Origin of the sequence: uncultured Ramlibacter sp. (assembly GCF_936925435.1) — a bacterium.
Classification (GTDB): domain Bacteria; phylum Pseudomonadota; class Gammaproteobacteria; order Burkholderiales; family Burkholderiaceae_C; genus Ramlibacter.
In genome coordinates this window covers 1-20,435 of record NZ_CAKZHQ010000035.1, presented here as the reverse complement: position 1 = coordinate 20,435, position 20,435 = coordinate 1, and the positions used below count along the sequence as shown (strand labels likewise).

Sequence of the window (20,435 nt, the reverse complement as noted above, 5' to 3'; positions counted from 1 at the left end):
CAAATGCGCATCCTCGGCATTGACCCCGGCCTGCAGACCACGGGCTTTGGCGTGATCGATGTCGACAGCCAGGCCCTGCGCTATGTGGCCAGCGGCACCATCACCACCACCCACCTGCCGCGCGGCGACCTGCCGGCCCGGCTCAAGGTACTGTTCGATGGCATCTGCGAGGTCAAGGCCCGCTACCAGCCGGACACGTCGGCGGTGGAGATCGTCTTCGTCAACGTCAACCCGCAGGCCACACTGCTGCTGGGCCAGGCCCGTGGCGCCTGCATCACGGCCCTGGTGTCCTGCGACCTGCCGGTCGCCGAGTACACGGCACTGCAGATGAAGCAGGCCGTGGCCGGCTACGGCAAGGCCGGCAAGGCCGAGGTGCAGGAGATGGTCAAGCGCCTCTTGAAGCTGCCCGCCCTGCCCGGCAAGGATGCCGCCGATGCGCTGGGCCTGGCCATCACCCATGCCCACGCCGGCGCGGCCATTGCGCGGATTGCCGCTGCGACCACGACGACGCGCACGACCAGCAGCATGTACAAGCGGGGCAGGACGAACTGAGAAAGAACGCTCAGGCCAGCCGCTCGAGAATCAACACGGCAAAGAAGGCGAACGCCGCAATCAGCGTCCACTTCAGGGTGATGAAGCCAAAGCGCTTGAAGCGCGGCTGGCCGGTGCCCGCATAGAAAGCGAAGCAGACCGCTGCCGTGAGCAGCAGCAGCATGATGGTCCAGCGAAACAGCAGCATGCGGTGCTTTTACCAGGCCCTGGCAGGCTGGGCAAAGCCGACAGGCGCCTGCTTTTCGTCCTCGAATGTCACCACGTCCCAGGCATCGCGCTGGGCCAGCAGCTCGCGCAGCAGCTTGTTGTTCATGGCGTGGCCGGAGCGGAAGGCGCTGTAGGCGGCCAGCAGCGGCTTGCCCACCAGGTACAGGTCGCCCATGGCGTCCAGGATCTTGTGCTTGGCCAGCTCGTCGTCGTAGCGCAGGCCGTCCGAGTTGAGCACCCGGTAGTCGTCCATCACGATGGCGTTGTCCATGCCGGCGCCCAGGCCCAGGCCGCTGGCGCGCATGTTCTCCACGTCCTTGGTGAAGCCGAAGGTGCGGGCCCGTGCGATGTCGCGCGCATAAGAGCCCGTGCCCAGGTCGAACACCACGCTCTGGCCGGTGGAGTCGACCACCCGGTGGGCGAAGTCGATCTCGAAACTGAGCTTGTAGCCGTGGTAGGGGTCCAGGCGGGCCCACTTGAGGTTATCGCCCTCGCCTTCGCGCACCTCCACCGGCTTGAGCAGGCGGATGAAGCGGCGCGGCGCGTTCTGCAGCGCGATGCCGGCGCTTTGCAGCAGGAAGACAAAGGACGCCGACGAGCCGTCCAGGATGGGCACTTCCTCGGCCGTGATGTCCACGTACAGGTTGTCCAGGCCCAGGCCGGCACAGGCCGACATCAGGTGCTCCACCGTGTAGACCTTGGCGCCGCCGTTGGAGATGGTCGAGGCCATGCGGGTGTCGGTGACGGCCTCGGCCGAGACCGGGATGTCCACCGGCTGGGCCAGGTCGACCCGGCGAAAGACGATGCCGGTGTCCGGCTGGGCCGGCCGCAGCGTCAGCTCGACCCGCTGGCCGCTGTGCAGGCCGACGCCGACGGCCTTGGTCAGGGACTTGAGGGTGCGTTGCTGAAGCATGTGTGCATTTTAAGTTGCATGGCCGGCGGCTACAGGTGCTTGCGGAAAAACCCCATCCAGTGGGGGACGGCGATGAAACGGTCTTTCCAGTAACCCGAGTGGTAGACCTTGCTGACGCAGCGGGTCAGCATGGCGTTGATGTTGGTCGCACCGGGCTCCTTCATGCCGCTGTTCAACTCGGTCACGCCGGAATCGTCGACCAGGATGTCGCACTTTGCGTAATGCGGGCCGAACAAGTTGCGCTGGCGCTTGTAGGGCGCGTCGAAGCTGTGGCCCTCGCCTTCGAGCACCACGATGCTGGCGCTGCCGCCGCGTTCGTTCATCCAGGGCACGTAGCGCTCGCAGTACCTGCTGGGCGTCTCGTCGTCGACCTCGCCGGTGATGAACAGGAAGGGCGTGTCCACATAGGCGTCGCGGCTGGCATGGCGAAAGCCGCAAAAGCCGTACATGGCCACCACGGCATCGGCCGGCTGGACGCGAAAGTCGCTGCCGTGAATGCGCCGGATGTTGCGCTCCACCATGGTGTGGGCCCATTTCTGCTGCAGCGTGATGGCCGCGCTGGCCCCCTGGGACTCGCCGATGCTGCCGACCTTCTGGTAGCCGCGCGAGCGCAACCACTGGGCCGCCGTCAGGCTGTCGGCCGCCATGTTGATCTCATTGCCGCCGCGAAGCCCGGCGGCCCGGTAGTCGTCGTGCGTCACACCGATGCCGCGCGGCTTCCAGTGGTCGATCACCAGGGCCGCGAAGCCGTCTTTTTGCAGGCTGTCGACATAGTCGTACATGCGGCTGTCGATGCCCTGCGATCCGTGAGAGATCATCACCACCCTGGTCGCGCCAGGGGTGGCGAACAGGAAGCCGCGTGCTTCAAGGCGGTTGCACACCACCGGCGTGCCAGCGCACAGCATGCTCGGCCAGCCGACGGCCTCGGCCTGCTCGGGCCTGGCCTGTTGCGCCTGGGCGAGGCCGGCGGCCAGCACGGCCGCGAGGAACAACGCAACTCTCATGCAGCCCCCTCAGAAAAAAGGGGGCGGACCCGGCTGGCGTCCGCCCCCTTGCCTACACCCGGAGAATCAGTCCGCCTGCTTGCGCAGGAAAGCCGGGATCTCGAAGTCGTCCATGCCGCCCGAAGACAGCGCGTCGACCTTGGCCGCGGCCTGGGTGCGGTTGGTGCGCCAGACGCTGGGCACGGTCATGCCGTGGTAGTCGGGCTGGCTGCTCTGGCCGTTGCTGGTGACGATGGCGCCCGGGCCGGCGACGGCATTGTTCACCGTCGGCACGTGGAAGGGCACGTTGTCGGTGCCGGTGCGCAGCACCTGCAGCGGCGGAGCCGTGCGGCGCATGCCCTGGCGCGACAGGCCGGTGGCCACCACGGTGACGCGCACTTCGTCCTGCAGACTGTCGTCGTAGGCCGTGCCGTAGATCACGTGGGCGTCGGGCGAGGCATAGGCGCGGATGGTGTTCATCGCCAGCTTGGACTCCGACAGCTTCAGGCTGCCCTTGGCCGCGGTGATCAGCACCAGCACGCCCTTGGCGCCCGACAGGTCGATGCCCTCGAGCAGCGGGCAGGCCACGGCCTGCTCCGCGGCGATGCGGGCGCGGTCCGGGCCGTTGGCCACGGCCGTGCCCATCATGGCCTTGCCGGGCTCGCCCATGACGGTGCGCACGTCCTCGAAGTCGACGTTCACATGGCCGGGCACGTTGATGATCTCGGCGATGCCGCCGACGGCGTTCTTGAGCACGTCGTTGGCATGGGCGAAGGCCTCGTCCTGGGTGATGTCGTCGCCCAGCACTTCCAGCAGCTTCTCGTTGAGCACCACGATCAGCGAGTCGACGTTGGCTTCCAGCTCGGCCAGGCCGTTGTCGGCGTTGGTCATGCGGCGCCCGCCTTCCCAGTCGAACGGCTTGGTGACAACCCCCACCGTGAGAATGCCCATCTCCTTGGCGATGCGGGCGATCACCGGCGCGGCGCCGGTTCCGGTGCCGCCGCCCATGCCGGCGGTGATGAACAGCATGTGCGCGCCGGCGATCGCCTGGCGGATGTCGTCCACCGCCAGCTCCGCCGCCTCTCGGCCCTTCTCGGGCTTGCTGCCGGCGCCCAGGCCGCTGCCGCCCAGCTGGATGGTCTTGTGCGCCGGGCTGCGCGAGAGCGACTGCGCGTCGGTGTTGGCGCAGATGAACTCCACGCCTTGCACAGCGCGCTCGATCATGTGCTCGACCGCGTTGCCGCCGCCACCGCCGACGCCGATCACCTTGATCTGCGTGCCCAGGTGGAACTCTTCGACCTCAATCATTTCGATGCTCATGTTCTTTCTCCTGAATTCGTGTTGCAGTTGCCGATTGCTGGATTTGTTGTTGCTGACCAGAGATGTTCACGAGGGCGGATCGGTGCACCGCCATCGCTCCTTTCTGCGCGGCCCGGCGCGCGCGAACATCAAGAGACAGGTCTTCATCAGAAATTCCCCACGATGAAGTCGCGAAAGCGCCCGAAGGCCGTCTTCATGGAACCGTTTTTCTGCGCCACCTTGAAGCCGCGCAGGCGCGCCATGCGCGCTTCTTCCAGCAGGCCCATGACGGTGGCGGCGCGCGGCTGGGCCACCATGTCCGACAGGGAGCTGGCGTACTTGGGAATGCCGCGGCGCACGGGCTTGAGGAAGATGTCCTCGCCCAGCTCCACCATGCCCGGCATGATGGAGCTGCCGCCGGTGATGACGATGCCCGAGGACAGCACCTCCTCGTAGCCCGACTCGCGCACCACCTGCTGCACCAGCGAATAGATCTCCTCGATGCGCGGCTCGATCACGCCGGCCAGGGCCTGCTTGCTCAGCATGCGCGGACCGCGGTCGCCCAGGCCAGGCACCTCGACCTGCTGGTCGGGGTCGGCCAGCAGCTGCTTGGCAAAGCCGCTCTCGACCTTGATGTCCTCGGCGTCCTTGGTCGGCGTGCGCAGCGCCATGGCGATGTCGCTGGTGATCAGGTCGCCGGCGATCGGGATCACCGCCGTGTGGCGGATCGCGCCGTTGGTGAAGATCGCCACGTCGGTGGTGCCGGCGCCGATGTCGACCAGGGCGACACCGAGTTCGCGCTCGTCTTCGGTCAGCACCGCCAGGCTGGAGGCCAGCGGGTTGAGCAGCAGCTGGTCCACCTCCAGGCCGCAGCGGCGCACGCACTTGATGATGTTCTCGGCCGCGCTCTGGGCGCCGGTGACGATGTGGACCTTGGCCTCCAGCCGGATGCCGCTCATGCCGATGGGCTCCTTGACGTCCTGGCCGTCGATCACGAACTCCTGCGGCTCGACCAGCAGCAGGCGCTGGTCGGTCGAGATGTTGATGGCGCGCGCCGTCTCCACCACGCGGGCCACGTCGGCCGGCGTCACTTCCTTGTCCTTGACCGCCACCATCCCGCTGGAGTTGATGCCACGGATGTGGGCGCCGGTGATGCCGGTGTAGACCCGGGTGATCTTGCAGTCGGCCATCAGCTCGGCCTCTTTGAGGGCCTGCTGGATGCTCTGCACGGTGGCGTCGATGTTGACCACCACGCCGCGCTTGAGGCCGTTGGACGGCGCCACGCCCAGGCCGGCGAGCTTGAGCTCGCCCCCGGGCATCACCTCGGCCACCACCACCATCACCTTGGCGGTGCCGATGTCCAGGCCGACGACCAGGTCCTTGTATTCTTTTGCCATTTGGTGTCCTCTATTTCTTTTGTGCGTCCGCACTCGTGGTACTGACGCCCCTCAACCGGATCGCATAGCCATCGCTGTGGCGCAGGTCGGCCGAGACCAGGTCCTGCGGCCGGCGGCTGTACCTGGAAGCGGCCTGGCTCAGCGTCTGCACGAAACGCTGGGCGCGCAGCGCCACCTCGTCGGGTGTGCCGCGGCCCAGTTCCACCTGGGCGCCGTTGTCCAGCGCGATCTGCCAGCTGCCGCGGCTGGTCAGCGCCAGTTGCTCGAGCCCCAGGTCCAGGCCGTCGAACAGCGGCTGCAGCACCTGGAACATGGCCAGCACCGTGGCCGACTCGCCATCGGGCCCGCTCAGGCGCGGCAGCTCGTCCTGCTCGACGTCGCCCACGTTGGCCTCGAAGACCTCGCCATAGGTGTTGAGCAGGCGCTGGGCCTCACCCTCGGCGCCCCAGTAGGCGGCGGCATGGTGCTCCTGCAGCAGCACGCGCAGGCGGTTCGGAAACTCGCGCCGCACCACGGCCTGGCGCACCCAGGGCACGTCCTCGAAGGCCTTGCGCGCGGCATCGAGGTTGACGGTGAAGAAGTTGCCCGCGACCCGCGGCGCCACGTTGGCGCGCAGCGTGGCCGCGCTGTTGTGGCTGACCTCGCCCTGCACCGAGATGGCGCCGACGGCGAACAGCGGATGGCGCAGCGCCCACCAGGACAGCGCCGCCAGCAGCATGGCAGCGCAGGCGGCGAACAGCACCGTGGCGGTGATGTTCATCAGCCTGACGTCCAACGGTGCTGGCATGGTGGCGTTCATGCGCCCGCACCCTCCTGGGCATGGTCCAGGCTGGCCGAAGCCAGCAGCTGGACGCACAGGTCCTCGTAGCTGATGCCAGCCGCGCGCGCCGACAAGGGCACCACCGAAAGGCCCGTCATGCCCGGCGAGGTGTTGATCTCCAGCAGCGAGGGCTTGCGGGTGACGGAGTCGATCATCACGTCGATGCGGCCCCAGCCGCGGCAGCCCAGCACCCGGTAGGCCTTGAGCACGATGTCCTGGATGGCGGCCTCCTCGCCTTCGGGCAGGCCGCAGGGCACGAGGTACTTGGTGTCGTCGGTGAAGTACTTGTTCTGGTAGTCGTAATTGCCCTCGGGCGCGACGATGCGGATCACTGGCAGCGCGCGGGCGTCGGCGCCCGTGCCCAGCACCGGGCAGGTGACTTCGTCGCCGGCGATGAACTGTTCGCACAGCACGTCGGCGTCCAGTGCCGCCGCGGCGTCGACCGCGGCCTGCATCTGCGAGTAGCCCTGGACCTTGGCCACGCCGATGGACGAGCCCTCGCGCGCCGGCTTGACGATCACCGGCAGGCCCAGTTCGTCGGGGATGGCGATGACGGCGTGGCGGTCGTAGCTGCCGCGGTGCAGCAGCTGGAACTTCGGCGTCGGCACGCCCTCGGCCAGCCAGACCCGCTTGGTCATGACCTTGTCGATGGCGATGCTCGAGGCCATCACGCCCGAGCCGGTGTAGGGAATGCCCAGCAGTTCGAGGGCACCTTGCACGGTGCCGTCCTCGCCGTAGCGGCCGTGCAGGGCGATGAAGCAGCGCTTGAAGCCCTTGCGCTTGAGTTCGGACAGGTCGCGCTCGGCCGGGTCGAAGGCATGGGCGTTGACGCCCTTGGATTGCAAGGCCTTGAGCACGCCCGCGCCCGACATCAGCGAGACCTCGCGCTCGGCGGACTTGCCGCCCATGAGGACGGCCACTTTGCCGAAATCGTTCTGCGTCTTCATGCAACGCCTCCCAGTTCCACCAGCTTGGCCGGCACGCCGCCAATGGAGCCGGCGCCCATGCACATCACCACGTCGCCGTCGCGGGCCATGTCCAGGATGGCCTCGGGCATGGCGAGGATGGCGTCGACAAAGACCGGCTCAACCTTGCCCGCCACGCGCACGGCACGCGCCAGCGAGCGGCCGTCGGCGGCCACGATGGGCTCCTCGCCGGCCGCATAGACCTCGGCCAGCAGCACGGCGTCGGCATGGCCCAGCACCTTGACGAAATCCTCGAAGCAGTCGCGCGTGCGGGTGTAGCGGTGCGGCTGGAAGGCCAGCACCAGGCGCCGGCCCGGGAAGGCGCCGCGGGCCGCCTCCAGCGTCACGCCAAGCTCCACCGGGTGGTGGCCGTAGTCCTCGATCACGGTGAAGCTGCCGCCGCCGTTGGCCGGGCGCGCCGCCACCTGGCCGTAGCTCTGGAAGCGCCGGCCGACGCCGGTGAACTCCGCCAGGGCCTTTTGCACCGCCGCGTCCGCCACGTTCAGTTCAACCGCCACGGCGATCGCCGACAGCGCGTTGAGCACGTTGTGGTGGCCCGCCAGGTTGAGCACCACATCCATGTCCGGCAGGGTGACACCGTTGCGCCGCTGCACCGTGAAGTGCATCTGGGCGCCGACGGCGCGGATGTTGACGGCGCGCACCTGGGCGTCCTCGCTCACGCCATAGCTGGTGATCGGGCACTGCACGTCGGGCACGATGGCCCGCACCTCGGGGTCGTCCACGCAGAGGATGGCCGTGCCGTAAAAGGGCATGCGGTGCAGGAAGTCCAGGAAGGCGGCCTTGAGCTTGCCGAAGTCATGGCCGTAGGTCTCCATGTGGTCTTCGTCGATGTTGGTCACCACCGCCATCACCGGCATCAGGTTCAGGAACGAGGCGTCCGATTCATCGGCTTCCACCACGATGTAGTCGCCCGCACCCAGCTTGGCGTTGGCGCCGGCGCTGTTGAGGCGCCCACCGATGACGAAGGTGGGATCGAGGCCGCCCTCGGCCAGCACGCTGGCCACCAGGGACGTGGTGGTGGTCTTGCCGTGGGTGCCGGCGATCGCGATGCCCTGCTTCAGGCGCATCAGCTCGGCCAGCATCATGGCCCGCGGCACGACCGGGATCTTGCGCTTGCGCGCCGCCAGCACCTCCGGGTTGTCGGCCTGCACGGCGGTGGAGGTGACCAGCACGTCGGCGCCGACGATGTGGCTGGCCTGGTGGCCCAGGCAGGTCTTGATGCCCAGGCCCTTGAGGCGCTGCAGCGTGGGACTGTCGTTCAGGTCGGAGCCCGAGATCAGATAGCCCTGGTTGCGCAGCACCTCGGCGATGCCCGACATGCCGGCGCCGCCAATGCCCACAAAGTGGATGTGTTTGACCGCGTGCTTCATCGGGCCAACTCCTCGCAGGCGGCGACCACTTCGGCCGTCGCGTTCGTTTTTTCCATTGTTTTGGCCTGTAGCCCCCGCCGAATCAGCTCGGAGCGCTCTGTTTTTTGTAGCAAATTGGCCAGCCACCGGGGCTGCAGATCGCTCTGCTGCACCAGCCAGCCGCCACCGGCATCGGTCAGGAACTTCGCGTTGCTGGTCTGGTGGTCGTCCACCGCCGAGGGGAAGGGCACGAAAACCGCGGCCGCGCCCACGGCGGCGATCTCGGTCACCGTGCTGGCACCGGCGCGGCAGACGATGAGGTCGGCCTCGGCAAAGGCATGGGCCGTGTCCTCGATGAAGGGCGTGAGGTCGGCCTCGACGCCGGCCGCCGCGTAGTTGGCCTCCAGCGCCTCGAGCTGAGTGGCGCCGCTCTGGTGGGCCACCAGCGGCCGCTGATCGGGTGGGATCAGGGCCAGGGCCTGGGGCACGATCTGGTTGAGGGCGCGCGCGCCCAGACTGCCGCCCACCACCAGCAACTTCAGCGGGCCTTCGCGGCCAGCAAAGCGCTGCTGCGGACCGGGCTGCTGCAGGAAGCCGGCGCGCAGCGGGTTGCCGACCCAGACGGCCTTGCGGATCACGTTGGGAAAGGCGGTGAAGACCCGGTCGGCCACACTGGCCAGCAGCTTGTTGGCCATGCCGGCCACCGAGTTCTGCTCGTGCAGCACCAGCGGCTTGCCCAGCAGCACGCTCATCAGGCCGGCCGGGAAGCTGATGTAGCCGCCCAGGCCGACCACCACGTCGGGCCGCACACGGCGCAGCACCTGGATGCTTTGCCAGAAGGCCTTGAGCAGGCGCAGCGGCAGCAAGGCCAGGGTCAGCAAGCCCTTGCCGCGTACACCCGAGAAATCGATGGTCTCGAAAGCAAAGCCGCGCGGCGGCACCAGGCGGCTCTCCATGCTCTCGGGCGCGCCCAGCCAGTGCACCGTCCAGCCGCGCGCGCGCAATTCTTCGGCCACGGCCAGGCCGGGGAAGATATGGCCGCCGGTACCACCTGCCATGACGAGTGCGGTCTTGGCCATCACGCGCGCCCTCCGCGCATCATCTGGCGATTCTCGAAGTCGATGCGCAGCACCACGGCCAGCGCCACCAGGTTCATCAGGATGGCCGAGCCGCCATAACTCATGAGCGGCAGGGTCAGGCCCTTGGTCGGCAGCGCACCCAGGTTCACGCCCATGTTGATGAAGGCCTGGAACCCCATCCAGATGCCCACGCCCTGCGCCACCAGGCCGGCAAAGACCCGGTCCAGCGCGATCGCCTGGCGGCCGATGTGCATGATGCGGCGGGTCATCCACAGGAACAGGCCGATCACGGTGAGCACGCCCACCAGGCCGAACTCCTCGCCGATCACCGCCAGCAGGAAGTCGGTGTGGGCCTCGGGCAGCCAGTGCAGTTTTTCCACGCTGCCGCCCAGGCCGACACCGAAGATCTCGCCGCGGCCGATGGCGATCAACGAGTGCGACAGCTGGTACCCCTTGCCCAGGGCGTGCTTCTCGCTCCAGGGATCGAGGTAGGCGAAGATGCGCTCGCGCCGCCAGTCCGACAGGGCGATCATCAGCATGAAGGCGATGGTCATCACCGCCGCGATGAGGAAGAACATGCGGGCGTTGACGCCGCCCAGGAACAGAATGCCCATGGCGATCACCGCGATCACCATGAAGGCGCCCATGTCGGGTTCGGCCAGCAGCAGCGAGCCCACCACCGCCACCGCAACCGCCATCGGCAGCACGGCGCGAAAGAAGCGCTCCTTGACCTCCATCTTGCGCACCATGTAGTCGGCCGCATAGAGCAGCACCGCGAACTTGGCCAGCTCCGAGGGCTGGAAGCCCATGAAGCCCAGCGAGATCCAGCGGCGCGCGCCGTTGACCACCACGCCCACGTGCGGAACCAGCACCGCGATCAGCAGGATCAGCGAGGCCACGAACAGCCAGGGTGCGGCCTTCTCCCAGGTGGCCACCGGCACCTGGAAGGCCAGCAGCGCGGCCACGAAGGCCACACACAGGGAGATGGCATGGCGCGTCAGGAAATAGGTGTGGGCGTAGCGCGCGAATTTGGGGTTGTCGGGCATGGCGATGGAGGCCGAATACACCATCACCAGGCCGAAAACCAGCAGGGCCACCGTGACCCACAGCAGGGCCTGGTCAAAGCCGGCCACGCGGGCCGGCACGGTGGAGCGCAGCGGCTTGGCCTCGGCAGAGCGGCCCGGCAACCAGCCGGCGATGGTGGCTGTGAAATTCACTCCGTGCCCTCCAGCGACGTGCCGGCGTCGTCCGCCACGGCCTGCACCGCGGCGCGGAACACCTCGGCGCGGTGCGGGTAGTTGCGGAACATGTCGAAGCTGGCGCAGGCCGGCGACATCAGCACGGCGTCACCGGCATGGGCGCGCTGGGTCGCCAGCTTGACGGCCTCGTCCATCGAGGCGGCCTCCAGCAGCGGAACACCGGCCGGCTCCAGCACGGCGCGGATCAGCGGCGCGTCGCGGCCGATCAGCACGGCGGCGCGGGCGTGGCGCGCCACCGGCTGCGCCAGCGGTGAGAAGTCCTGGCCCTTGCCGTCACCGCCCAGAATGACGACCAGCTTGCGCTCGGCCCCCAAACCTTGCAAGGCCGCCACCGTGGCGCCCACGTTCGTGCCCTTGCTGTCGTCGAAGTACTCGATGCCATTGACGATGCCCACCGGCTCGACCCGGTGCGGCTCGCCCCTGTACTCGCGCAGGGCATACAACATGGGACCCAGCGGGCAGCCCGCTGCCGTGGCCAGCGCCAGCGCCGACAGCGCGTTGACCGCGTTGTGGCGGCCGCGGATGCGCAGCGCGTCGGCCGGAATCAGGCGCTGGATGAAGATCTCTTCTTCCTCGCCTTTGCGCTTTTTCTGTGTTTCGTCGGCTTCCTGGGCCCGCACCAGCCAGGCCATGCCATTGACCACCTCGATGCCCCAGTCGCCCGGGCGCTGCGGCATGTCGCCGCCGAAGGTGGCATGGGCACGCTGCTCGTACTTGCCGCCTTTGAGTCTGACGGGCTCAGGCAGCATCTTCATCACCAGCGGGTCTTCACGGTTGAGCAGCATCAGGCCCTGCGCGCCGAAGACGCGCTGCTTGGCGGCGCCGTAGGCCGCCATGTCGCCGTGCCAGTCCAGGTGGTCCTGGGTCAGGTTCAGCACGGCGGCCGCTGTGGGTTCGAAGCCGCTCACGCCATCGAGCTGGAAGCTCGACAGCTCCAGCACCCAGACCTGCGGCAGCGTGCCGCCGTCGATGTGGGCAGCCAGCGTGTCCAGCAGCGCCGGGCCGATGTTGCCGGCCAGCGCCACGCTCTTGCCACCCTGCTCCACCAGCAGGCCGGCCAGGGCCGTGACCGTGGTCTTGCCGTTGGTGCCGGTAACAGCCAGCACGTCCGGCGCGTAGCCATGGTTCGCATGCAGAGCCTGCAGCGCGCTGGCGTACAGGTCCACCTCATTGCCCACGGGGATGCCTGCCTCTGCGGCCGCCGCCAGCACGGTCGCGACATCGGCCGGGCTCAGGCCCGGCGAGCGGTAGACCGCGGCCGGCGCCTGGCCTTCAAGCAACGCGGCGCCGAAAGCGCCGGCAACGAAACGCACCTGCGGCAGCTCGGCCTGCAAGGCCGCCAGCTGCGGCGGGACCTCGCGGGTGTCGGCCACGGTCACCTGCGCGCCGCAGCGCGCGCACCAGCGCACCATGGCCAGGCCGGAGGCGCCCAGGCCCAGCACCAGCACGTTCTGGCCCTGCCAGGTCTTTGCGCCCTCCAGCGGCCAGCCGGCAGGCACGGGCGTCACGCCGGCTTCGACGGGGACTGCGACGAGGCCCTCGCCGGGGGTGGCCGCTTCCTCGGCGGCCGGCGCTTCGGCGCTGCTGTCCATGAAGATGCGGGCGACAAAGGCCGCGGCATCCTTGGCAGCGGTCAACGCCGGCGGCACCATCGCAGCCGTCGCAGCCGTCGCAGCCGTCGCGGCTGCGGGCGCTGCAACGGGCGGCTGCACCGCTTCCGGCACAGGCTGGTCGGCCATGCCATCTTCGGGGCTGAGGTCTTGCGGGTCGCTCGGGTTCATCGCAGTTTCAGGGTCGACAAGCCGACCAGGCACAGCAGCATGGTGATGATCCAGAAGCGCACGACCACCTGGGTCTCCTTCCAGCCGCTCTTTTCAAAATGGTGGTGCAGCGGCGCCATCTTCAGGATGCGCCGGCCCTCGCCGTATTTCTTCTTGGTGTACTTGAAGTACAGCACCTGGGCCATCACCGACAGCGCCTCGACCACGAAGATGCCGCCCATGATGGCCAGCACGATCTCCTGGCGCACGATCACGGCGATGGTGCCCAGCGCGCCGCCCAGCGCCAGTGCGCCGACGTCGCCCATGAAGACCTGGGCCGGATGGGTGTTGAACCACAGAAAGGCCAGGCCGGCGCCGGCCATCGCCGAGCAGAAGATCAGCAGCTCGCCCGAGCCGGGGATGTAGGGGAAGAACAGGTACTTGGAGTAGACCGCGCTGCCGGTGACATAGGCGAACACGCCCAGGGCCGAGCCCACCATCACCACCGGCATGATGGCCAGACCGTCCAGGCCGTCGGTCAGGTTCACCGCGTTGCTGGAGCCGACGATGACCAGGTAGGTCATGACGACGAAACCGATCACGCCCAGCGGGTAGCTCACTTCCTTGAAGAAGGGAAGCATCAGGCCGGCCTTGGGCGGCAGGTTGACGTCAAAGCCTGAGCGCACCCAGGTGAAGAACAGCTCCACCACCTTGAAGTTGGAGCTCTCGGAGATGCTGAACACCAGGTACAGGGCGGCCAGCAGGCCGATCACCGACTGCCAGAAGTACTTTTCGCGCGAGCGCATGCCCTCGGGGTCCTTGCGCACCACCTTGCGCCAGTCGTCGGCCCAGCCGATGGCGCCAAAGCCCAGTGTCACCGTCAGCACGATCCAGACGAAGCGGTTGGACAGGTCGAACCACAGCAGGGTGGAGATGGCGATGGACAGCAGCACCAGCACGCCGCCCATGGTGGGCGTTCCGCTCTTGGACAGGTGGCTCTCCATGCCGTAGCCGCGCACCGGCTGACCGATCTTGAGCTCGGCCAGGCGACGGATCACGAAGGGGCCGGCGGCCAGCCCCAGCAGCAGCGCCGTCATGGCGGCCATCACGGCGCGGAAGGTCAGGTACTGGAAGACGCGCAGGAAGCCGAACTCCGGCGACAGGGTCTGCAGCCAGGTGGCCAGGCTAAGCAGCATGGAATGTCTCCTTCTCTTGTTCTGTTTGTTGTTGTCCCTGCGCAGCGATGGCCTGGACCACCCGTTCCATCTGCATGAAGCGCGAGCCCTTGACCAGCACGCTGGCCACCTGCGGCAACTGGGCCAGCACGGCGGCATTGAGCGCCTCGATGCCGGCGAAGTGGCGGCCCTGCATGGCCAGCGACTGCTCGCCCAGCGTGAACAGGTTCTCGATGCCGCGCTCGCGCGCATGGGCGCCGACCTCGGCGTGGAATTGCGGGCCCTGGTCGCCGACCTCGCCCATGTCGCCCAGCACCAGCAGGCGCGGGCCGGGCAGTTCGGCCAGCACGTCGATGGCGGCGCGCACCGAATCCGGGTTGGCGTTGTAGCTGTCGTCCACCAGGGTCAGGCTGCGCCCGCCCAGCGCCACGGCCAGCGCGCGCGAGCGGCCCTTGACCGGCTCGAAGGCCTGCAGGCCCCTGGCGATGGTGGCCAGCGGCACGCCGGCGGCCAGGGTGCAGGCGATGGCGGCCAGTGCGTTGCGCACGTTGTGGCGGCCGGCGATATGGAGTCGGAAAGCCAGCGGGCCGGCGGGCGTTGTCACGCTCACCTGCCAGTGGCCCCCGTGCCATTCAGTCCCGGCCAAACCGATGTCGGCGTCGCCCGCAGCGGCGCCGCCGAAAGTCATGCAGGCGCGCACGCCCGCCAGATGGGTCCACAGCGGGCTGAACTCCTCACCCGCCGGGAACACAGCCACGCCGGTGGGCGCCAGCGCCTCCAGCACCGAACCGTTCTCGCGCGCCACGGCCTGCACCGTGGCCATGAACTCCAGGTGCTCGCGCTGGGCGTTGTTGACCATGGCCACGGTGGGCCGGGTGATCTGCGCCAGGTAGGCGATCTCGCCGGGATGGTTCATGCCCAGTTCCAGCACGGCGATGCGGTGGCTCTCACGCAAGCGCAGCAGGGTCAGCGGCAGGCCGATGTCGTTGTTCAGGTTGCCCTGGGTGGCCAGCGCCGCGTCGCCATGCCAGGCGCGCAGGATGGAGGCGATCATCTGCGTCACCGTGGTCTTGCCGTTGCTGCCGGTCACCGCGATCAGCGGCAGGGCGAACTGGGCACGCCAGCCACCGGCCAGCAGGCCCAGGCCCAGCCGGGTGTCGTCGACTTCGATGCCCGACAGACCCGGCGGGATGCGGCCGCGCTGCGCCAGCACCGCCGCCGCGCCCTTGGCGACGGCATCGGCCAGGAAGTCGTTGGCGTCGAAGCGCTCGCCCTTGAGCGCGATGAACAGGTCGCCCGCCTGCAAGCTGCGGGTGTCGCTGTGGACGCGCTCTATGGGCGTGCCGCCGTCGCCCACCAGGGTGCCGCCGGGAATCCATTGCAATGCCTGCGCCAGCGTGAACATCGTCATGGCTGCCTCCTTGCGTCCAGCGCGAAGCGCGCCTGGAGCCTGTCGTCGAAGGGGTGCTTGATGCCGGCGATGTCCTGGTAGTCCTCGTGGCCCTTGCCGGCCAGCAGGATCACGTCCTGCGGCGCGGCGGCTGCCACCGTCTGCGCGATCGCCTGCGCGCGGTCGGCCTGCACCTGCACGCACTCGTTGTGCGACAGGCCCAGCAGGATCTGGCTGATGATGGTCTCGGGCTTCTCGCTGCGCGGGTTGTCGCTGGTCACGACAATCCGGTCGGCGTTCTTTTCAGCCACCGCGGCCATCAGCGGGCGCTTGGTGGCGTCGCGGTCGCCGCCGCAGCCGAACACGCACCACAGCTGGCCGCCGCGCTGCGTGGCCAGCGGCCGCAGCGCCTGCAAGGCCTTGTCCAGGGCGTCGGGCGTGTGGGCGTAGTCCACCGCGACCAGAGGTTGGCCCGCAACGTGCAGGCGTTCCATCCGGCCCGGGACGGGAAGCAGGTCGGCGCAGGCGCGCACCGCGGCCGCCAGCGGCACACCCAGGGCGCGCATGGCGCCAACAACGCCCAGCAGGTTGGCCACGTTGTACTGGCCGACCACCTGGGTCTCCAGCAGGTGGCGCTCCTGACCCTCGGCGACCGTGAAGCGCAGGCCCTGGTCGCCGTAGCCGATTTCCAGCGCCTGCAGCCGCGCGGCGCGTTCGCAGGAGACGGTCCACAGGTCCAGCGTGCCGCCACCGAGCTGGCCGGCCAGCTGCTCGCCCTTGGGGTCGTCGATGTTGACCACGGCCGCGCCCAGGCCGGGCCAGCGGAACAATTCGTCCTTGGCCTGCCAGTAGGCATCCATCGTGCCGTGGTAGTCCAGGTGGTCCTGGCTGAAGTTGGTGAACACCGCCACCCGGATGTGGGTGCCGGCCAGCCGGCGCTCGACCAGGCCGATCGAGGAAGCCTCGATGGCGCAGGCCTTGATGCCGCCGTCGGCGAACTGGCGCAGATGCCGCTGCAGCAGCACCGGGTCCGGTGTGGTCAGGCCGTTGAACTCCACCTGCGGCGGCATGCCAACGCCCAAAGTACCCACCAGAGCGCATGGAATGGGCCCGGGCTGCTCTACTTTCGATAGCGCCAGGGCGAGCCACCAGGCCGTCGAGGTCTTGCCGTTGGTGCCGGTGACGGCCAGCACGTCGAGCCGCTCGCTGGGCTGCTCGAAGTAGGCTGCGGCGATCAGGCCGGTGGCCGCCTTGAGCTGCGCGTAGCTGCCGATCTGCGGCGCGGCGAATCCGAACGCCTGGACGCCTTCGCGCTCGACCACGCAGGCCGCGGCGCCCTGGGCCAGAGCCGAGGGCACATGCTTGCGGCCGTCGGTCGCCGCGCCGGGCCAGGCGATGAAGCCGTCACCGGCGCCGACCTTGCGGCTGTCGCAGTGCAGCGTGCCGGTGACGCGGCCACGCAGCCACTGGGCGGCCTCAGATGGGGTGTGAAGGTCGTGCATCAGAACGACTCCTCCACCGCGTTGACGACGATCTGCGGCTTGACGCTCATGTCGGGCTGCACGCCCTGCAGGCGCAGGGTCTGCTGCACCACTTCGCTGAACACCGGACCGGCCACCGTGCCGCCGTAGTAAGCGCCGGCGCCGGGCTCGTCGATCATCACCGCCACGATGATGCGCGGCTTGTCGATGGGCGCCATGCCGGTGAACCAGGCGCGGTACTTGCCCGACGCGTAACCCTTGCCGACCTGCTTGCGGGCCGTGCCCGACTTGCCGCCGACCGAATAGCCCAGGGTCTGCGCCTTCTGGCCGGTGCCGCCGGGGCCGGCGGCCAGCCACAGCATGTGGCGCACGCGCGCCGCGTTCTCGGCCGAGAACACCTGGGTGCCGACGGCGGGCTCGGCGCTCTTGAGCATGGTGGCCGGGATGATCTGGCCGTCGTGCGCAAAGGCCGTGTACGAGCGCGCCATCTGGAACAGCGATGCCGACAGCCCGTAGCCATAGGACATGGTGGCCTGCTCGACCGGCTTCCAGGTCTTCCAGGGCCGCAGCTTGCCCGAGACCGCGCCAGGGAAGGCGATCTGCGGCTTCTGGCCGTAGCCCAGCGCCGCGAACACGTCCCACATCTCCTGCGGGCTCATCTTCAGGGCGATCTTGAGGGCGCCGACGTTGCTGGACTTCTGGATCACGCCGTCGACGTCGAGCACGCCGTAGTTGTGCGTGTCGTTGATGGTGAAGCCGCCGATGTTGTAGCGGCCCGGCGTGGTGTCGATGATGGTGTTGTGCTTGACCAGGCCCAGCTCCAGCGCCGCGGCCACGGTGATGGGCTTCATCGTCGAGCCCGGCTCGAAGGTGTCGGTGAGCGCGCGGTTGCGCAGCTGCTCGCCGCTGAGGTTGTGGCGGCGGTTCGGGTTGTAGCTGGGGTAGTTGGCCAGCGCCAACACCTCGCCGGTGATGGCGTCGAGCACCACCACGCTGCCTGCCTTGGCCTTGTTCTGCACCACCGCATCGCGCAGCTTCTGGTAGGCGAAGTACTGCACCTTGGAGTCGATCGACAACTGCAGGTCCTTGCCGTCCACAGGCGGCACCTGCTCGCCCACGTCCTCGACGACGCGGCCCAGGCGGTCCTTGATGACGCGGCGCGAGCCGGCGCGGCCGGCCAGGTCCTTGTTGAAGGACAGCTCCACGCCTTCCTGGCCATGGTCTTCCACGTTGGTGAAGCCCACCACGTGGGCCGCGGCCTCGCCCTCGGGGTACTGGCGCTTGTATTCCTTGCGCTGGTAGACGCCCTTGATGCCCAGCGCGGCGATCTGCTGGGCCACCGGCTCATCGAGCTGGCGGCGCAGCCAGACGAAGGTCTTGTCCTCGTCGGCCAGCTTCTTGTTCAACTCGGCCAGCGGCATCTCCAGCAGGCGGGCCAGCTGGGCCAACTGGGCCTTGTCGGCCTCGACGTCCTCCGGGATGGCCCAGATGCTGGGCGAAGGCACGCTGGTGGCCAGCAGCAGGCCATTGCGGTCCAGCACCCGGCCGCGGTTGGCCGGCAGCTCCAGCGTGCGGGCAAAGCGCACCTCGCCCTGGCGCTGGAAGAAGGCGTTGCCGAACACCTGCACCCAGGCCGCGCGCGCAGCCAGGCCGGCGAAGCCCAGCGCGATGGCCGCGACAATCAGCTTGCTGCGCCAGACCGGTGTGCGGCTGGCCAGCAGCGGGCTGGAGGTGTAGGCGACGCTACGGGTCATAGGGCCCCCACGCTGGTCACTGCGTGTACTGCGCTGCCCCCCAAGGGGGCGCGAGCTTGCTTGAAGCGGTTCAGCGCAGCGCTCATCGCGAGGCGCCTCCCGCCGGTGCCGAGGCGGCGCGCTGCGTGGCGTACTGGGTGATGGCCGGCGTGGCGCTGCGCATCTGCAGCTGCTCCTTGGCCAGCTTCTCCACCCGCAGGGGCGTCGCCTGGGCACGCTTTTCCGCCTGAAGGCGCTCGTGCTCGACCTCCAGCCGGCGCGACTCGCTCAGCGCCTTGTCGTTCTCGGTGAACAGGCGGCGCGACTCGTACTGGGTGCGCACCAGGTACAGCGCGCTGGCCAGCACGGCCAGCAGCAGGACCAGGTTGAGCCTGGTCATGCGTCCGTCCTTTCAGCAATGCGCATGATCGCGCTGCGCGAGCGGGGGTTGGCCTTGATCTCGGCTTCCGAGGGCTTGGTCCTGTCCAGGGCCTTGAGCTTCATCGCCTTGGGCTGGGCGAACGGCGCGCGGCGGTCGAAGACCTCGCGTGAGTTCGCGGCGATGAACTGCTTGACGATGCGGTCTTCCAGCGAATGGAAGCTGATCACGACAAGCCGGCCTTGGGGTTGCAGGACGTCCAAGCTGGCCTCTAGCGCCTGTTGCAGCTCTTCAAGCTCGGCGTTGATGAAAATCCGAAAAGCCTGAAATGTGCGCGTTGCAGGGTCCTGGCCCGGCTCGCGGGTTTTGACCGCGCCAGCCACGACTTCGGCCAGTTCAGCGGTGGTTCCAATAGGGCCCCGCTCCTGTCGGCGACGATCAATCGCCTTTGCAATCTGCCCAGCAAACCGTTCTTCGCCATATTCACGAATGACCTCCGCAAGGGTGGAAACTTCGGCCGTCTCCAGCCATTGGGCGACGCTCTGGCCGCGCGTGGTGTCCATGCGCATGTCCAGCGGGCCGTCGAAACGGAAGCTGAACCCGCGCTCGGGGTTGTCGATCTGCGGTGACGAGACGCCCAGGTCGAGCAGCAGGCCGTCCACGTGCGCGATGCCGATCGCGGCGAGCGTCGGCAGCATCTGCGCGAACGCGGTGTGGTGAATGGAAAAACGCGGATCGTCGAGCCGCGTTTCGCCGGTGGGGGCCGCCTCCCCCGCCTGCGGGTCGCGGTCGATCGCGATCACCCGCGCCTTCGCCGACAACCGCGAGAGCAGCTCGCGCGTGTGGCCACCCCGGCCGAAGGTGCCGTCCAGGTACACACCGTCCGGCGTGGTCACGAGGTGATCGATCGCCTCGGCCCGCAGTACAGTGGTGTGTTGCCATGCCTGGTTGCTGTTCATCCGGACTAGAGGATGAAGTTCTTGATCGATTCGGGCATGGCAGACGCCACTACCTGCGCTTCGTGCTCGTCGTAGCGGCGCTTGTCCCAGAGTTCGAGGAAGTTGCCCATGCCCAGCAGCATCACGTCACGCGAGAGGTCGGCGAATTCGCGCAGCTCCGGCGCGATCAGCAGGCGCGACGAGGCGTCGAATTCGACCTCCACCGCATTGCCGAGGAACAGCCGCTTCCAGCCCGACGATTCCATCGGCAGCGCGGACACGCGGGCCGAGAAGTCTTCCCAGGCCGCGGGCGGAAACACCAGCAGGCCGCCCGGCGGGTTTTTCGTGATCGTGACCTTGCTCGCACCCATGGCCGTGAGGACATCGCGATGGCGCACGGGCATCGCGATGCGGCCCTTGTTGTCCAGCGTCAGGGCCGAGGGCCCCTGAAACACGATGTTCGCCACGAAATCCCACTAAAGTGCACTTTGCGCCACTTTAGCCGATGACCCCTTCCCGGTCAACGAAGTTGTAAGAAAAAATCAATGAAATCAACTACTTAGGCGGCATTTCTCACGGTCGCCAGGAATAAAAACGTTCAAAAATAAGGACTTGGCGACTGCACTGAAAGTGATGGGTGAGATTGAGCGCGCCGAACCCGGACTCGTCGCCACCCCCAGCGCCCGACCACGATGTCCGGCCTGATGATATTCCAAGTGGATGGTGCTAGCATGC

At 68.1% G+C, this 20,435-nt stretch carries 20 protein-coding genes; 1 reads left to right on the top strand and 19 read right to left on the bottom strand.

Translation table 11 applies throughout. The annotated features are described in order from the left end of the window. Positions 1 to 3 precede the first annotated feature (3 nt). Positions 4 to 552, top strand: coding sequence for a crossover junction endodeoxyribonuclease RuvC (gene ruvC / locus Q0632_RS15260; RefSeq protein ID WP_298931659.1), 549 nt, complete (start codon positions 4 to 6; stop codon positions 550 to 552). Positions 553 to 562: 10 nt separating this feature from the next. Here ruvC and Q0632_RS15255 read toward each other — a convergent pair whose 3' ends face one another. The 19 genes from Q0632_RS15255 to Q0632_RS15165 form a co-directional block, all read right to left on the bottom strand. Then, the gene (locus Q0632_RS15255; protein WP_298931657.1) at positions 563 to 739 is read right to left on the bottom strand and encodes a hypothetical protein; all 177 of its coding nucleotides are present in this window, start codon (positions 737 to 739) and stop codon (positions 563 to 565) included. A 9-nt stretch (positions 740 to 748) separates the two neighbouring features. Beyond that, positions 749 to 1,672 (bottom strand): UDP-3-O-acyl-N-acetylglucosamine deacetylase, encoded by a 924-nt coding sequence (lpxC, locus tag Q0632_RS15250; protein ID WP_298931655.1) that lies wholly within the window; start codon positions 1,670 to 1,672, stop codon positions 749 to 751. 29 nt (positions 1,673 to 1,701) lie between these two features. Next, positions 1,702 to 2,676, bottom strand: a complete 975-nt coding sequence (locus tag Q0632_RS15245; protein WP_298931653.1) for a hypothetical protein — start codon at positions 2,674 to 2,676, stop codon at positions 1,702 to 1,704. 66 nt (positions 2,677 to 2,742) lie between these two features. Beyond that, positions 2,743 to 3,975, bottom strand: coding sequence for a cell division protein FtsZ (ftsZ, locus tag Q0632_RS15240; protein WP_298931650.1), 1,233 nt, complete (start codon positions 3,973 to 3,975; stop codon positions 2,743 to 2,745). Between the two features lie 146 nt (positions 3,976 to 4,121). Next, positions 4,122 to 5,351, bottom strand: coding sequence for a cell division protein FtsA (gene ftsA / locus Q0632_RS15235; protein ID WP_298931648.1), 1,230 nt, complete (start codon positions 5,349 to 5,351; stop codon positions 4,122 to 4,124). A 10-nt stretch (positions 5,352 to 5,361) separates the two neighbouring features. Then, positions 5,362 to 6,150, bottom strand: coding sequence for a cell division protein FtsQ/DivIB (locus tag Q0632_RS15230; protein ID WP_298931647.1), 789 nt, complete (start codon positions 6,148 to 6,150; stop codon positions 5,362 to 5,364). Then, a complete protein-coding gene (locus tag Q0632_RS15225) occupies positions 6,147 to 7,118 on the bottom strand; it encodes a D-alanine--D-alanine ligase (protein ID WP_298931645.1) in 972 nt (323 codons plus the stop codon). The genes Q0632_RS15230 and Q0632_RS15225 overlap by 4 nt, the downstream gene beginning before the upstream one ends. Continuing rightward, on the bottom strand, positions 7,115 to 8,527 hold the full coding sequence (murC, locus tag Q0632_RS15220; protein ID WP_298931644.1) for a UDP-N-acetylmuramate--L-alanine ligase: 1,413 nt from the start codon (positions 8,525 to 8,527) through the stop codon (positions 7,115 to 7,117). The genes Q0632_RS15225 and murC overlap by 4 nt, the downstream gene beginning before the upstream one ends. Continuing rightward, a complete protein-coding gene (gene murG / locus Q0632_RS15215; protein WP_298931642.1) occupies positions 8,524 to 9,585 on the bottom strand; it encodes an undecaprenyldiphospho-muramoylpentapeptide beta-N-acetylglucosaminyltransferase in 1,062 nt (353 codons plus the stop codon). Before murG ends, murC begins: the two co-directional genes overlap by 4 nt. Continuing rightward, positions 9,585 to 10,772, bottom strand: coding sequence for a putative lipid II flippase FtsW (gene ftsW / locus Q0632_RS15210; protein ID WP_298931727.1), 1,188 nt, complete (start codon positions 10,770 to 10,772; stop codon positions 9,585 to 9,587). The genes murG and ftsW overlap by 1 nt, the downstream gene beginning before the upstream one ends. A 26-nt stretch (positions 10,773 to 10,798) precedes the next feature. Then, positions 10,799 to 12,625, bottom strand: a complete 1,827-nt coding sequence (gene murD, locus Q0632_RS15205) for a UDP-N-acetylmuramoyl-L-alanine--D-glutamate ligase (protein ID WP_298931640.1) — start codon at positions 12,623 to 12,625, stop codon at positions 10,799 to 10,801. Beyond that, positions 12,622 to 13,800: a phospho-N-acetylmuramoyl-pentapeptide-transferase gene (gene mraY, locus Q0632_RS15200; protein ID WP_298931638.1), complete on the bottom strand. Its 1,179-nt coding sequence runs from the start codon at positions 13,798 to 13,800 to the stop codon at positions 12,622 to 12,624. The genes murD and mraY overlap by 4 nt, the downstream gene beginning before the upstream one ends. Next, positions 13,790 to 15,184 (bottom strand): UDP-N-acetylmuramoyl-tripeptide--D-alanyl-D-alanine ligase, encoded by a 1,395-nt coding sequence (murF, locus tag Q0632_RS15195; RefSeq protein ID WP_298931725.1) that lies wholly within the window; start codon positions 15,182 to 15,184, stop codon positions 13,790 to 13,792. Before murF ends, mraY begins: the two co-directional genes overlap by 11 nt. A 2-nt stretch (positions 15,185 to 15,186) precedes the next feature. Further along, on the bottom strand, positions 15,187 to 16,671 hold the full coding sequence (locus tag Q0632_RS15190; protein WP_298931636.1) for a UDP-N-acetylmuramoyl-L-alanyl-D-glutamate--2,6-diaminopimelate ligase: 1,485 nt from the start codon (positions 16,669 to 16,671) through the stop codon (positions 15,187 to 15,189). Continuing rightward, positions 16,671 to 18,404, bottom strand: a complete 1,734-nt coding sequence (locus Q0632_RS15185) for a penicillin-binding protein 2 (protein WP_298931634.1) — start codon at positions 18,402 to 18,404, stop codon at positions 16,671 to 16,673. The genes Q0632_RS15190 and Q0632_RS15185 overlap by 1 nt, the downstream gene beginning before the upstream one ends. A gap of 82 nt (positions 18,405 to 18,486) precedes the next feature. Continuing rightward, positions 18,487 to 18,783, bottom strand: a complete 297-nt coding sequence (ftsL, locus tag Q0632_RS15180) for a cell division protein FtsL (protein WP_298931632.1) — start codon at positions 18,781 to 18,783, stop codon at positions 18,487 to 18,489. Further along, on the bottom strand, positions 18,780 to 19,721 hold the full coding sequence (gene rsmH, locus Q0632_RS15175) for a 16S rRNA (cytosine(1402)-N(4))-methyltransferase RsmH (RefSeq protein WP_298931630.1): 942 nt from the start codon (positions 19,719 to 19,721) through the stop codon (positions 18,780 to 18,782). The genes ftsL and rsmH overlap by 4 nt, the downstream gene beginning before the upstream one ends. 5 nt (positions 19,722 to 19,726) lie before the next feature. Then, the gene (locus Q0632_RS15170) at positions 19,727 to 20,155 is read right to left on the bottom strand and encodes a division/cell wall cluster transcriptional repressor MraZ (protein WP_298931723.1); all 429 of its coding nucleotides are present in this window, start codon (positions 20,153 to 20,155) and stop codon (positions 19,727 to 19,729) included. A gap of 96 nt (positions 20,156 to 20,251) precedes the next feature. Then, a partial coding sequence (locus Q0632_RS15165) for a hypothetical protein (RefSeq protein WP_298931628.1) occupies positions 20,252 to 20,435 on the bottom strand: 184 nt, incomplete at its 5' end.